This is a genomic window from Micromonospora endolithica (assembly GCF_003626595.1).
Classification (GTDB): domain Bacteria; phylum Actinomycetota; class Actinomycetes; order Mycobacteriales; family Micromonosporaceae; genus Micromonospora; species Micromonospora endolithica.
Map to the genome: position 1 here is coordinate 441206 of NZ_RBAK01000002.1, position 12828 is coordinate 454033.

Genomic DNA, 12828 nt, shown 5'->3' on the forward strand with positions numbered 1-12828 from the left:
GGGACCCTTCCTCTACACCAGGCGTTAGGAAGGGGCCCTTCCTTTCATGTCGTTGACGCAGCGCAGCACCGGGCGGGTGGTCAGCGCGGCCGGGTCGAGCGGCGTGCCGGAGCGCACGGTGAACGTCGCCGACTCCCCCGGCAGCAACGTCACCAGCGCCTCGTCCACCTCGGCCGACGCGTCCAGCCGGTCCGGGAACAGGGTCAGGTCCCGCAGCACGCTCCGGGCGGTCACCCGGACCCGCTGACCGCCGTCCACCGGCTCCACCACCGCGTCGAGGGCCGGCGCCGGCCACCGGACGTCACGGTCCTCGGCGAAGAGCCACAACGCCCGCTCGGCCCCGTCGCCCGCGTCGGCGACCAGCAGCTCACCCCGGGGCTCGTCCGGCCCCGCCAGGTCCGCCGGCAGCACCAGCGTGACCGAGGCGTACGCGGGCACGTCGACCTCCAGCGTGGCCTTCGCCCGGGGTTCACCGTCCAGGGTGGATCGGGTGACGGTGACCGGGGTCCGCCACCGGTCGGCCGTCTCGTTGACGGCGACCACGGCCAGCCCGTCGGGGCGCGGCTGGACGGTGAGCAGCCGGTCGGCGTACGCCCGGCGCACCGCGTACCACATCGGCTTGCGCCGGCCGTCGCCGTCGACCGCCGACCAGGAGGTCACCGGCCAGCAGTCGTTGAGCTGCCAGAAGATGGTGCCGGAGCAGACGTCCCGGTGGGACCGGAAGTGTTCGATGCCGACCTGCATGGCGCGGGCCTGGACGAGCTGGGTCAGGTAGTGCCAGTCGTCGAAGTCGGCCGGCGCGGGCAGGTGCGCGTCGACGCCCCGCTGGAGCTTCAGGTCGCCGTCGATGGCCTTCTGATGGTGGGCCATGCCCGGCGAGTCGTGCGCGAGCGGATCGTCGGAGAGCGCCCGACGCAGGGTCGCGTACGCCGGGGGCGCCTGCCAGCCGAACTCGGCGACGAAGCGGGGAACGTACGCCCGGTACTTCGTGTAGTCGTCGGTGTTCCACACGTCCCAGATGTGCGTGGTGCCGTACGCCGGGTCGTTGGGGTGGATCTCCTCGCTGCCCGACCAGGGGCTGCCCGGCCAGTACGGGCGGGTCGGGTCCAGCTCGGCGACGGTACGCGGCAGCACGTCGAGGTAGTAGCCCCGTCCCCAGGTGCGCCCGGCGAGGGGCTCCTGCCAGTCCCAGTCGTGCCAGCCCCAGATGTTCTCGTTGTTGCCGGTCCAGAGCACCAGCGACGGGTGCGGGGCGAGCCGCACCACCTGTTCGGCGGCCTCGGCGGCCACCTCGGCGGCGATCGGCTCCTCCTCCGGGTACGCCGCGCAGGCGAAGAGGAAGTCCTGCTGGACGAGGACGCCGAGGCTGTCGGCGAGGTCGTAGAAGTCCTCCGACTCGTACCGGCCGCCGCCCCAGACGCGCAGCAGGTTGATGTTCGCGCCGACCGCCTGGTCGAACCGGTGGGCCAGCCGCTCCCGGGTGATCCGGGTGGGGAACGCGTCGTCGGGGATCCAGTTGACCCCCCGGACGAAGACGGGAACGTCGTTGACGTGCAGGGTGAACGCGGCGCCGTGCGGGTCGGGCGTGGTGTCCAGGTGTACCGACCGGAAGCCGATCCGCCGGTTCCACGCGTCCAGGGTGCCGCCGTCCGGCCCGGCCAGGGTCACGTCGAGGTCGTGGCGGGCCTGGTCGCCGTACCCTCGGGGCCACCAGAGCGCGGGCTCGCGGACGCTGACGGTCAGCACGGCGGCCCGCTGCCCGGCCGGGATGGTCGCCTCGGCGGCACCCCCGGCGACCGCGGCCCGCACGGTCAGCGGCGTGTCGGTGGCGCGTTCCACCTCGACGTGCAGCTCGACCCGGCCGTCGGTCCCGTCGACGGTGACCAGCGGCCGGACGGTGGCCAGCCGGGCGGAGGACCAGGCGTGCAGCCCGATCGACTGCCAGATGCCGGCGGTGACCAGGGTCGGCCCCCAGTCCCAGCCGAAGTTGCAGGCCATCTTGCGGATGAACGGGAACGGCTCCGGGTACGCGTTGGGCCGGTCGCCGAGCCGGTCACGCTGCGCCTCGGCGTAGCGGTACGCGGAGTCGAACCGGACCGAGAGGGTGTTGCCGGTCGGCCGTAGCGACGCGCCGACGTCGAAGCGGTAGCCGCGGTGCATGTTCGCGGTGCGGCCGACCTCGACGCCGTTGACGGTCACCGTGGCCACCGTGTCCAGGCCGGCGCAGACCAGGTCGACCCGGTCGTGGTCGCCGTCGGGCGCGTCGAAGCTGGTCTGGTAGACCCAGTCGGTGCGCCCGATCCAGGCCAGCGCGGTCTCGTTGTCGTCCAGGTACGGGTCGGGGATCAACCCGGCGGCGAGCAGGTCGGTGTGCACGCAGCCGGGCACGACAGCCGGCACCGGCGTCCCGGCGATCTCCGGCGGCACCTGCCGGCCGGGCTCGGCCCGCAGCGTCCAACCCTCGTGCAACAGCGTGGAACGGCTCACGACTTCACCGCGCCTTCCATGATTCCGCGGACGATCTGGCGTCCGCCGATGAACAGCATGACCAGCAGGGGGACGGTGGCGATGAACGCGCCCGCCAGCACCCGCCGGTAGATCACGTAGTTGCCGCTGGCCAGGTCCGACACGGCGACCATCGAGGTCGGGAAGTCGGTGCCGCTCAGGGTGATCAGCGGCCACTGGAACTCGTTCCAGGTCGCCACGAAGGTGAGCAGGCCGAGTACCGCCAGCGCCGGCCGGATCGCCGGCAGCACGATGCTGGCGTACACCCGCATGGTGGTGGCGCCGTCCACCCGCGCCGACTCGACCAGCTCGTCGGGGACCGTGTTGACGATGAACTGGCGCATGTAGAACACGCCGAAGGCGGTGACCAGGCCGGGGGCGATCACCGCCAGCAGGGTGCCGTTCCAGCCGAGTTTGCCCATCACGATGTAGAGCGCGACGATGCCGAGCTGGTTGGGCACGGTCAGGGTGAGCACCACGAAGAGCATCAGCACGTTGCTGCCCCGGAACCGCAGCTTGGCGAAGGCGAAGCCGGCCAGCGAGCAGAAGAACAGCACCGAGGCGGTCACCACGGACGACACGATGAGGCTGTTCACCAGGGAGGCGGCGAAGTAGACGTCCTGGAGGGAGAAGACCTCCCGGACGTTGGTCATGAACTGGTCGCCCGGCACCACGGCGGGCGGCAGCTTCGCCAGCGCCTCGTCGTTGCTGGTGGCGATGACCAACATCCAGTACAGCGGGAACGCGGCGAACAGCATGGTCAGGGCCAGGAACAGGTAGGTCCAGATGCCGGCCGGGGTGTCCTGCGGCGCCCGCCCGACCACGCCGGCTCTGCGCGCGCTCATCGGCGTCTCCTTCCGTTCGCGGCTGCGGTACTCCGCTGCGCTGCGTTCCTCGCGCTCACCGCTTACCTCCGGACAGGCGGTTGGTCAGCACGTAGTTGATGCCGGCGACGACCAGGATGATCAGGAAGAGCGCCCAGGACATCGCGGCGGCGTAGCCGAGGTTCAGGTCCTTCCAGCCGACCTTGTAGATGAGTTGGGCGATGGTCTGCCACTCGCCGTTCGGCCCGCCGGTGGCGATCTGCGCGTTCTGGTCGAACAGCATCGGCTCGGTGAAGAGCTGGAGCCCGCCGATGGTGGAGAGGATGACGGTGAACAGCACCACCGGCTGGATCATCGGCACGGTGATCCGCCAGAGCTGCTTCCACTGACCGGCGCCGTCGATCGCGGCGGCCTCGTAGACGTCGCGTGGGATGGACTGCATCGCGGCCAGGTAGAGCAGCGCGTTGTAGCCGATCCACTTCCAGTTGACCATCGTCGCGATGGCGATCCAGGAGTGCAGCTTGTCGGCCCGCCAGTCGATCGGGTCGTCCGGACCGCCGACGCCGAACAGGCCGAGGGCCCAGTTGGCCATGCCGAACTCACGGGAGAAGAAGACGCTGAACACCATCGTGGAGGCGACGATCGGCGTGATGTAGGGCAGCAGCACCCCCACCCGCCACCAGGTCTGGGCCCGCAGTTTTCGGTTCAGCAGCGAGGCGACCACCAGCGCGAGCAGCAGCTGCGGCACGGTCGACAGCAGGAAGATACCGAAGGTGTTGTAGAGGGCGTTCCAGAAGTCCTCGTCGCCGACGAGCCGGCTGAAGTTGTCCAGGCCGGCCCAGTACGGCAGCGTCGGGTCGTCGAGCCGGTAGTTGCGCAGCGAGACCACGGCGTTGAACAGCAGCGGGAAGAGCCCGAAGACGAAGAACAGCACGAAGAACGGGGCGATCATCAGGTACGGCATGTAGCGCATGTCGAAGCGGTACAGCCGGTTGCGCCAGGTCATCCGCCGTTCGTCGGCCGGGGTGTTCCCGCGCTCGGGCGCGGGTCGGTGCCCCGGCGGCGTCGGTGCGGCACGGGTGGTGGACATCGGTTCACTCCATCGGCCGGGGTGGGGACGGGGACGGGTGGTGGCGGAGCGGCGGGGCCGCTCCGCCACCGGGCGGCAGGATCAGGACCTGGCCGCCTTCTCGGCCTCCTTGACCACCTCACCCCAGGCGGCGTCCGGCTTCAGCGTCTTGTTCTCGACCCGCCGGATGACGTTCTCCACCGCGACCCGGGTCGGTCCGTGCTTCTTCCCGAAGTACTGCGGGGTCAGCCCCTGCGCCATCTTCGGGAAGATCTGGCCCACCGGGGCGTCGTTGAAGAACGGGTTCTTGAAGTCGGCGATCGCCGGGTCGGAGTAGAGCGCCGGCTGCGAGGGCAGGTTGCCGACCTTCTTGAAGATCTCGATCTGCTGTTCCGGCTGGACCAGCCACTCCACGAACTTGTACGCCTCGTCGACGTTCTTGCCCTGCTTGGGGACGGTCAGGAACGAGCCGCCCCAGTTGCCGCCGCCGCCGGGCACCGTCGCGATGTCCCACTTGCCCTCGGTGCCGGGGGCGGTCTGCTTGATGTGCCCGAGCATCCAGGCCGGGCAGGCGAGCACCGCGAACGCGCCACTGGTGAAGCCCTTGTCCCAGTCGGCCTGGAAGCTCACCAGGTTGGCCGAGAGACCGGACTGGACGGCCTTGACGGTGTAGTCGAAGGCGACCTTGGGGCCGGGCTCCAACTGGAGCTGGTCCTGCTCGTTGTAGAAGCCGACCTGCTGCTGGGCGAGGATCGGGTTGAACAGGTTCGTGCCGGCGTCGACGAACTTCTTGTTGGTCTTGGCGGTGTACTGCTGGCCGACCTCGACGAACTTGTCCCAGGTGGGCCAGAGGGCGGAGACCTGGTCGCGTGCGGTCGGCAGCCCGGCGGCCTTGAAGAGGTCGGTCCGGTAGCACATGGCCAGACCGCCGACGTCGGTGCCGAGGCCGATCTGGGTCTTGCCGTCGGCCGACAGGGACTGCTTCCACTTCCAGGGCAGGTACTTGCTCTCGTAGGAGGCGGCGCCCTTGTCCAGCAGGTTGACGAACTTGTCGGCCTGGCCCCGGAACTGGACCATGAAGCCCTCGTCGATGGCGGCGATGTCCGGTGCGCCGTTGCCGGCGATCAGCTTCTTCTGCAGGTCCTCGTGCTGGGCGTTGTACTCGCCCGAGTTCAGCTGGATCTTGACGTTCGGGTTCGCGGACTCGTACTTCGTCTTGAGGTCCTGGAGCCCGAAGTCACCCCAGAAATTGATCTTCAACGTGACCTGGCCGTCGGCCGCGTCCGACCCGCCGGTGGTGCTCCTGCCGCTACACGCCGCCACCATGGCCAGACTGACGGCGCCCACGGCGACCGCCCGGGCCCAGTGCGTCCAGGACCGTCTCATGTCATCCTCCGCGCGAAAGTGGGAACGCCCCTGACATCGAGAGACGTTGACTGAACCGGATAAGTGACGCCACCGTACGACCCGACTTCGGGCGTGTCAACGGCCGGTTAACAGCGGGGCACCAGGAGGCCTTCGATCGATCGATGGGAGCGCGACCATGCGTGGTTAAGCGCTCTTCCGCGCAGCATCCACCATTACCCGCCGTTCCTTAACCGGCCCGGGGTCCGTAGGCTTAACCGAGCAAGTTGGTCGCCCGGCCGCGTAGCGCCGGACGGGGTCGACCATCGACCGCCGACACCCGTAGCGTGACCTCCGCGCCGGGGAGCCGGCACAGGCACGACCGCCCGGTCCGGGCGGAGAGAAGGAGTGCGCCGGTGAAGCGGCCGACCATCGCCGACGTCGCCCGTCGCGCCGGGGTGTCCAAGGGTGCGGTGTCCTACGCGCTCAACGGCCAGCCCGGGGTCTCCGCGGCGACCCGGCAACGGATCCTCGCCATCGCCGCGGAGATCGGTTTCAACCCCAGCAGCGCCGCCCGCGCCCTGTCCGGATCCACCGCCGACGCGGTCGGCCTGGCCCTGTGCCGACCCGCCCGCACGCTCGGCATCGAGCCCTTCTTCATGGAGCTGATCAGCGGCGTCGAGGCGGAGCTGTCCGCCCGGTCGTACGCGCTGACCCTCCAGGTCGTCGCCGACCAAGACGCGGAGATCGCGGTCTACCGGCGCTGGTGGGGCGAGCGGCGGGTGGACGGCGTCCTCGTCTGCGACCTGCGCGCCTCCGACCGGCGGGTGCCGGCGCTGGAGGAGCTGGGTCTGCCGGCGGTGGTGATCGGCGGTCCGGGCGGCACCGGCCAGTTGGCCAGCGTCTGGTCCGACGACGCGGCGGCGCTGGTCGAGACCGTGGAATACCTGACCGCCCTCGGCCACCGCCGCATCGCCCGGGTCGGCGGCCTGCCCGACCTGCTGCACACCGAGATCCGCACCGAGGCGTTCGCCCGGGTGTGCCGCCGACTCGACCTGCCGGACGCGGTGACCGTCCCGTCGGACTACACCGGCGAGGAGGGCGCCCGCGCCACCCGACGCCTGCTCAGCACGCCGGACCGGCCGACCGCGGTGATCTACGACAACGACGTGATGGCGATAGCGGGCCTGTCGGTGGCCCAGGAGATGGGGCTGGGCGTGCCCGCCGACCTGTCCATCGTGGCCTGGGACGACTCGCCGCTGTGTCAGCTCGTGCATCCGTCGCTGACCGCCCTCGGCCGGGACATCCCCGCGTACGGCGCGAACGCGGCCCGGCAGCTCCTGGCGGTGATCGGCGGCACCAGCGTGGGTGCGCTCCAGGACGAGACGGCACATCTCACCCCGCGGGGCAGCACCGCGCCGCCGCGGGTCAGGTGAACCGGTTCAGCGTGAGGTGGTCGGGAACTCCTCGAAGTACGCCTCCACCCGCTCGGCGGTAGCCGGCCGGGCCAGGGCGAAACCCTGCCCGAACCGGCAGCCGGCCCGGTACGCCCCGTCGACCTGGTCGGGCCACTCCAGCTCCTCGGCGACGATCTCCAACCCCAGCCGGTCCCCCACGTTCACCACCACGTCGATCAACGGGCGCTGCGGGTCCAGCCCCGGATCGACCACCTGGGGGCCCACCTTGAGCAGGTCGATCGGCAGCCGGCGCAACTGGGTGAGCGAGGCGTGCTCGGCCCGGAAGTCGTCCAGCGCGGTGCGGATGCCCAGGGACCGCAGCCCGGCCAACCGGGCCACCACCGTCGGCAGCTCGGCGGCGACGCGGGGCTCGGGCACCTCGACCACCAGCCGCTCGGGCGCCACCCCGAACGCGTCCAGCACCGCCGCCGTCCGGGGTACGAAGTCCGGCGCGGTCAGCTCGCGGACGGTCACGTTCACCGCCATCCAGAGGTCCTCCCGGCCGGCCCCGGACCAGGCGGCCAACTGGCGGCAGGCCCGGTCCAGCACCCAGCATCCCAGTTCGCCGAGGATGCCCAGGTCCTCCGCGACCGGGAGCAGTTCGCCGGGGAGCACCGTGCCGAGCACCGGGCTGCGCCAGCGCAGCAGCGCCTCGGTGCCGACCGGCTGCCGGTCGGCCAGGCCGATCACCGGCTGGTAGACCAGGTCCAGCTCGCCCCGGGCGACCGCGCCGGGCAGTTCGCGCTCCAGGTCGAGCCGCCGGACGAGCTGTTCCTCCAGATACGCGTCGTACCACTCGACCCGGTCCCGACCGAGCTGTACCGCCCGCCGCCGGGCGAGGCCGGCCTGGCGCAGCACGTCCTCCGGGGCCACCCCGGCGACCTCGGCCAGCCCGATGCTCACCTGGAGGCGCAGCACCGCGCCGGCCACCTGGTACGGCTGGCTGAGCGCGGCCACCAGCCGGGTGCCCAACGCGTACGCCAGCACCGGGCCGGAACCGGTGACCACGAGCAGCCCGGCCCCGGTCGGTTCCGCGACCACGTCCCGGGGACCGACGACGGCGCGTACCCGGTGCACCAGCTCGGCGACCACGTCGTCCTGCCGCCGGTGGTCGAAGCTGTCGGCACCGTGCAGGTCGACCATCAGCAGGGCGCCCGCGGGCGGTGCGGCGTGCCGGGCGGCGGCCAGCACCCGCAGCAGCTCGGCCCGGTCCACCGGCCGACCGTCGCCCGTCGCGCACCGGTCCACCGGGGCGGTGTCCGCCCGGTCCGGGCCCCCGGGTCGCGGCCCGCCGGTGCCGCTCGGCGGCGCGTCGCCGGAATCCCGCACCACCGGCCGGTCACCGACCCGGACCAGCTCGCGGACCACCAGGGCCGGCACCACCGCCAGGGCGATGAGCAGGGTGGTGCGGTCGACCACCGCGCCGGTGGCGAGGTGCCGTCCCACCGCCACCAGCACGGCCACCGCCGGGACCAGCACCCGGGGCAGCACCCGGGTGCGGCGGCGGGCCGGGGCGGCGTCCGCGCGGAGCCCGGACCGCGCCCCCGACGCGGTCAGCAGCATCCCACCGACCAGCGGGGGTACGGCCACCAGCAGCACCCGGCCGGGCGTCGTACCGGCCGTCGAGGTGGCCAGCAGCACCAACCCGAAGAGGGTGAGCGCGGCCCCGCCCCGGCAGCGCGCCGCGCCGGTGTCCCGGTCCGGTCCGGTGAGCGCCACGAGTGCGACGACGGCGGTCCCGCCGAGCGCCACCGCGGCGGCCAGCCGGGCGTTCGGATCCACCCCGTCGACCGGGAGCAGCAACCAGGCGGCGAGCACCAGCCCGACCGTGGCGGCGGCCGCGTCGGCGTACCGGCGCCATTGGATCCGGGCGGGCGGTCGGACGCCCCGCGATCGCGGCAGCAGCCCGGCGGTGAAGAGGACGGCCGCGCCGGTCAGACCGACCAGCGCGACGGCGCCCTGCCCGGGCGGCGGCGCGGCCAGCGGCAGCATCGCGGCGGTCAGGCCGGACACGACGACCGCGGCGTCGAGCAGCATCGGCGTGTGGAGCGGGTACGCGAGGGGCACGGCGTTCGCCTTCGTGAGGGGGCACGGGGGCGGTGCGGCGGTGCGGGGCGGTGACGATTGTCCGCCGCTTGAATGTGCTCAACGACCGGCTCGCAGAAGGGTGACGGCGACCGGTGGTGACGCGGGTCACCGATGGGCCGGCGGCCCGTCGGACGCCCCCGGGCGACGGAGCCCGTGGGTCCGGGTGGGATCATCGGAGGGTGAGCAGCTCCGGCGTGGTCCGCTTCCGGCACAACCAGGCGATCCTGGTCGCGGCCGTGATCGCCTTCTTCGGCGCCCTGCCTCTGGCCGCCGCGCGGTGGTACCTGACGCCGGTGCTCCTCGTCCCGCTCGTCGTCGCCGCGTGGGCCTGGCGGGCCGGCACCGACGCCGACCCGCGTGAGCTACGGGTCCGCGCGCTCGTCGGGCAGCGGCGGATCGGCTGGGACCACGTCGTCGCGCTGGCCACCGACCCGCGTGGCCGGGCCCTCGCCCGGCTCGACGACGGTGAGCAGGTGCTGCTCCCCGCCGTACGCGACACCGACCTGCCCCGGCTGGTCTCGGCCACCGGGCAGGCGCTTGAGGACCGCGCCGACTGAGCCACCCCGCGCCGGCCCGCGACCGGGATCAGTAGCCGTCCACCACCGCGTTGATCAGCGGCTCACCGGCGGCCAGCCGTCGGATCTGCTCGCCCACCAGGCGGTACGCCCGCGGCAGCAGACCACGGACCGAGCCGGCGACGTGCGGGGTGAGCAGCACGTTCGGCATCGTCCACAGGGGATGGTCGGAGGGCAGCGGCTCCGGGTCGGTGACGTCCAGCGCCGCGGCGATCCGGCCGGTGCGCAGCTCGGCCACCAGCGCGTCGGTCCGGGCCACCGGACCCCGCGCGGCGTTGACCAGCAGCGCGCCGTCCCGCATCGCGGCGAGGAACCCCGCGTCGACCAGGCCCCGGGTCTGCTCGGTCAACGGCACCAGGAGCACCACCACGTCCGCGTCCGGCAGCAGGGCCGGCAACTCCGCCACCGCGTGCACGCCCTGCTCCGGGCGGGCGGTCCGGGCCACCATCGTGAAGGTCACCCCGAACGGCTCCAGCCGGGCGCGCACCGCCGAGCCGATCGAGCCCGCGCCGACGATCAGCACCCGCTTGCCGGCCACCTCGTCGGTGGGCGCCACCTCCGCGTACGCCCACTCCCGCCGCGCCTGCGCGCGGATCATCGCGGGGAACGCGCGCAGCTGGGCGAGGATCGCGGTCACCACCCACTCGGCCGTCGACGGGTCGTGCACGCCGCGGGCGTCGCAGAGGGTCACCCCGTCGGGGACCCGCCCGACCCACGCGTCCGCCCCGGCGGACAGCAGCTGCACCACCTGGAGGTCGGGCAGCTCGCGCGCCAGGGCGACGGTGTCGCCGCCGGCCAGGAACGGCGGCACCCAGAACCGGACGCCGGTCGGGGTGGACGACAGCCCGACCGGATCCTCGACCACCTCCACGGTGACGCCCGGGGGCAGCTCACCCAGCAGGTCCGGGCCGGTCGGGTGCGGGATCCATACCTTCACGACCGCCGACGATAGGCCCCCGCGCCGGCCGGCGACGGGCCGGGGCGTACCGACCACCCGACGGGTGTGGTGACGAGCGTGACTGCTCGCCCGACAGGTCGTTTCCGGCTTCGGGCGGGTATAACGAAGGATCGGAGCGCCGGCCGGCCTCCGTCCGTCCGCAGACAGGTGTTCGATGACCGACGGCCCCCGCGACGACGTCCCCCGGTGCGCCGGCGCGGACGGCGGCACGCCGCGCCCGTCCCGCGAGCTGCACGACCCGGACCGGCTGCGCTCCCTGGCCGACACCGGGCTGGGCGCCGCCCCGGACGAGGCCTTCGACCGGTTCGCCCGCCTGGTCGGCGACCTGCTCGACGTCCCGGTCGCCCTGGTCTCCCTGGTCGACACCGAACGGCAGTTCTTCCCCGGCGAGGTCGGCCTTCCGCAACCGTGGGCAGGGCAGCGGCAGACCCCGCTCAGCCACTCGTTCTGCCAGCACGTGATCGACATGGGCGTCCCGATGGTGCTCCCGGACGCCCGGCTCCACCCCCGGGTACGGGAGAACCTCGCCATCCCGGACCTGGGCGTCGTCGCGTACGCCGGCATGCCCCTGACCGACCTCGACGGCCGGGTCCTCGGGTCGCTGTGCGCCATCGACAGCAAGCCCCGCGCGTGGACCGCGGACCAGCTGCGCACCCTGGCCGACCTGGCCGCCGCCTGCTCCTCGGAGCTGCGCCTGCGGATCGCCCTGGACGGCGCGGAGCAGGCCCGCCGCCGGGCCGAGGAGTCCCGCGAGCGGTTGCAACTGCTGGCCGGGCTCAGCGAGACCCTGGCCGGGACCCTGGAGGTGCGGGAGGCCCTGCGCCACCTGGGCGGGATGATGGTCCCGCTGCTGGCCGACTGGGGCCTGGTCAGCGTCATCGGCCCGGACGGCCGGCCGAGGGACGTGGCGTCCGCCCACCGCGATCCGGCCCGCACCGCGGACGTCAGCCGCTTCGCCGACCTGATGCGTACCCACCTCGGCCCGGCGTCGATCACCCGCGCCGTCCTGCGGACCGGTCAGCCGGTGCTGAGCAGCGCGGGCAGCCTCGCCGAGGTGGCCCGGGGCACCGTCGGGCCGGAGATGCCGGAGCTGGCCGCACGGCTGGGCTTCGCGTCGCACCTCACCGTGCCGATCACCGACGCCGGGCGCGGTCGGGTGCTCGGCACGATCACGCTGGTCAACGGCGATGGACGGCGCGCCTTCGACGACGGGGACCTGATCACCGCGCTCGACATCGGCCGCCGGGCCGGACAGGCGATCGGCAACAGCTGGATGTACGGCGAACAGCGTCACGTGGCGCACGTCCTGCAACACAGCATGCTCCCGTCGCTGCCCACCGTCGACGGCCTGGACCTGGCCGCCCGCTACCAGCCGGCGGCCGACCGGGTCGAGGTCGGCGGCGACTGGTACGACGCTTTCCGCCAGCCCAACGGGGACCTGATCGTCGCCATCGGCGACGTGGCGGGGCACGACATCGAGGCCGCCGCGATCATGGGCCAGCTCCGCAATCTCGTCCGGGGCAACGCGTACGGCCGGCCGGACGCGGTGGGTGAGCTGATGACCCACCTGGACGACGTGATCCGGGGACTGCGCATCCCGGCCGCCGCCACCGCCACCCTGGTCCGGCTGCGCGCCGACGGGGCCGGCGGTCAGGAGGTGACCTGGTGCAACGCCGGGCACCCGCCGCCGCTGCTGGTCCGGGCCGGTGGCACGGTCGAGGTGGTCAGCGCCCGGCCGGAGCCGCTGCTCGGCCTGACCCGGCCGGTACGCCGGACCACCCAGCGGGCCGGCCTCGCTCCCGGTGACACCCTGCTGCTGTTCACCGACGGTCTGGTCGAGCGGCGGGACCGCACCATCGACGAGGGCATGGCCGAGCTGGTCGACCGACTGACCGGCACCGACACGCTCGCCCTGGACAAGCTCTGCGACACCCTGGTCGGCGCGGCCCACCGCCGCGAGGACGACATCGCGCTGCTCGCCGTCCGGGCGGGCTGAGCCGCTCCACCA

Annotated in this window: 9 protein-coding genes; 3 read left to right on the plus strand and 6 right to left on the minus strand. The window is 72.9% G+C overall.

Annotated elements, in window-relative coordinates:
• Nucleotides 1–24: 24 nt before the first annotated feature.
• The 4 genes from D7223_RS07920 to D7223_RS07935 all read right to left on the minus strand — a co-directional run bounded on the left by D7223_RS07920 (nt 25) and on the right by D7223_RS07935 (nt 5784).
• On the minus strand, nt 25–2487 hold the full coding sequence (locus D7223_RS07920) for a glycoside hydrolase family 2 protein (protein ID WP_120726572.1): 2463 nt from the start codon (nt 2485–2487) through the stop codon (nt 25–27).
• Complete coding sequence (locus D7223_RS07925; RefSeq protein ID WP_120726574.1) at nt 2484–3350, minus strand: carbohydrate ABC transporter permease; 867 nt, start codon at nt 3348–3350, stop codon at nt 2484–2486. Before D7223_RS07925 ends, D7223_RS07920 begins: the two co-directional genes overlap by 4 nt.
• Nucleotides 3351–3405: 55 nt before the next feature.
• Nucleotides 3406–4419 carry a carbohydrate ABC transporter permease gene (locus tag D7223_RS07930; RefSeq protein WP_120726576.1) on the minus strand — a complete coding sequence of 338 codons (1014 nt, stop codon included), beginning with the start codon at nt 4417–4419 and terminating at the stop codon, nt 3406–3408.
• 81 nt (nt 4420–4500) lie between these two features.
• The gene (locus tag D7223_RS07935) at nt 4501–5784 is read right to left on the minus strand and encodes an ABC transporter substrate-binding protein (protein WP_120726578.1); all 1284 of its coding nucleotides are present in this window, start codon (nt 5782–5784) and stop codon (nt 4501–4503) included.
• A 374-nt stretch (nt 5785–6158) separates the two neighbouring features.
• Between D7223_RS07935 and D7223_RS07940 the strand changes: the two genes are divergently transcribed.
• The gene (locus D7223_RS07940) at nt 6159–7178 is read left to right on the plus strand and encodes a LacI family DNA-binding transcriptional regulator (protein ID WP_120726580.1); all 1020 of its coding nucleotides are present in this window, start codon (nt 6159–6161) and stop codon (nt 7176–7178) included.
• Between the two features lie 6 nt (nt 7179–7184).
• Here the strand turns inward: D7223_RS07940 and D7223_RS07945 are convergent, their stop codons facing one another.
• A complete protein-coding gene (locus D7223_RS07945) occupies nt 7185–9266 on the minus strand; it encodes a GGDEF domain-containing phosphodiesterase (protein ID WP_337589440.1) in 2082 nt (693 codons plus the stop codon).
• Nucleotides 9267–9466: 200 nt separating this feature from the next.
• Between D7223_RS07945 and D7223_RS07950 the strand changes: the two genes are divergently transcribed.
• Nucleotides 9467–9844, plus strand: a complete 378-nt coding sequence (locus D7223_RS07950) for a PH domain-containing protein (protein ID WP_120726582.1) — start codon at nt 9467–9469, stop codon at nt 9842–9844.
• Between the two features lie 28 nt (nt 9845–9872).
• On the opposite strand, the gene D7223_RS07955 is transcribed toward D7223_RS07950, so the two are convergent.
• Nucleotides 9873–10799 carry a 2-hydroxyacid dehydrogenase gene (locus D7223_RS07955; RefSeq protein ID WP_120726584.1) on the minus strand — a complete coding sequence of 309 codons (927 nt, stop codon included), beginning with the start codon at nt 10797–10799 and terminating at the stop codon, nt 9873–9875.
• A 175-nt stretch (nt 10800–10974) separates the two neighbouring features.
• On the opposite strand from D7223_RS07955, the gene D7223_RS07960 reads away from it, so the two are divergent.
• The gene (locus D7223_RS07960; RefSeq protein ID WP_120726586.1) at nt 10975–12816 is read left to right on the plus strand and encodes a SpoIIE family protein phosphatase; all 1842 of its coding nucleotides are present in this window, start codon (nt 10975–10977) and stop codon (nt 12814–12816) included.
• Nucleotides 12817–12828: the final 12 nt, after the last annotated feature.

Excerpts from the sequence above, each read along its gene's own strand:
- D7223_RS07925 (WP_120726574.1), bottom strand. The coding sequence starts at position 3,350 with ATGAGCGCGCGCAGAGCCGGCGTGGTCGGGCGGGCGCCGCAGGACACC.
- D7223_RS07960 (WP_120726586.1), top strand. The coding sequence starts at position 10,975 with ATGACCGACGGCCCCCGCGACGACGTCCCCCGGTGCGCCGGCGCGGAC.
- D7223_RS07930 (WP_120726576.1), bottom strand. The coding sequence starts at position 4,419 with ATGTCCACCACCCGTGCCGCACCGACGCCGCCGGGGCACCGACCCGCG.
- D7223_RS07935 (WP_120726578.1), bottom strand. The coding sequence starts at position 5,784 with ATGAGACGGTCCTGGACGCACTGGGCCCGGGCGGTCGCCGTGGGCGCC.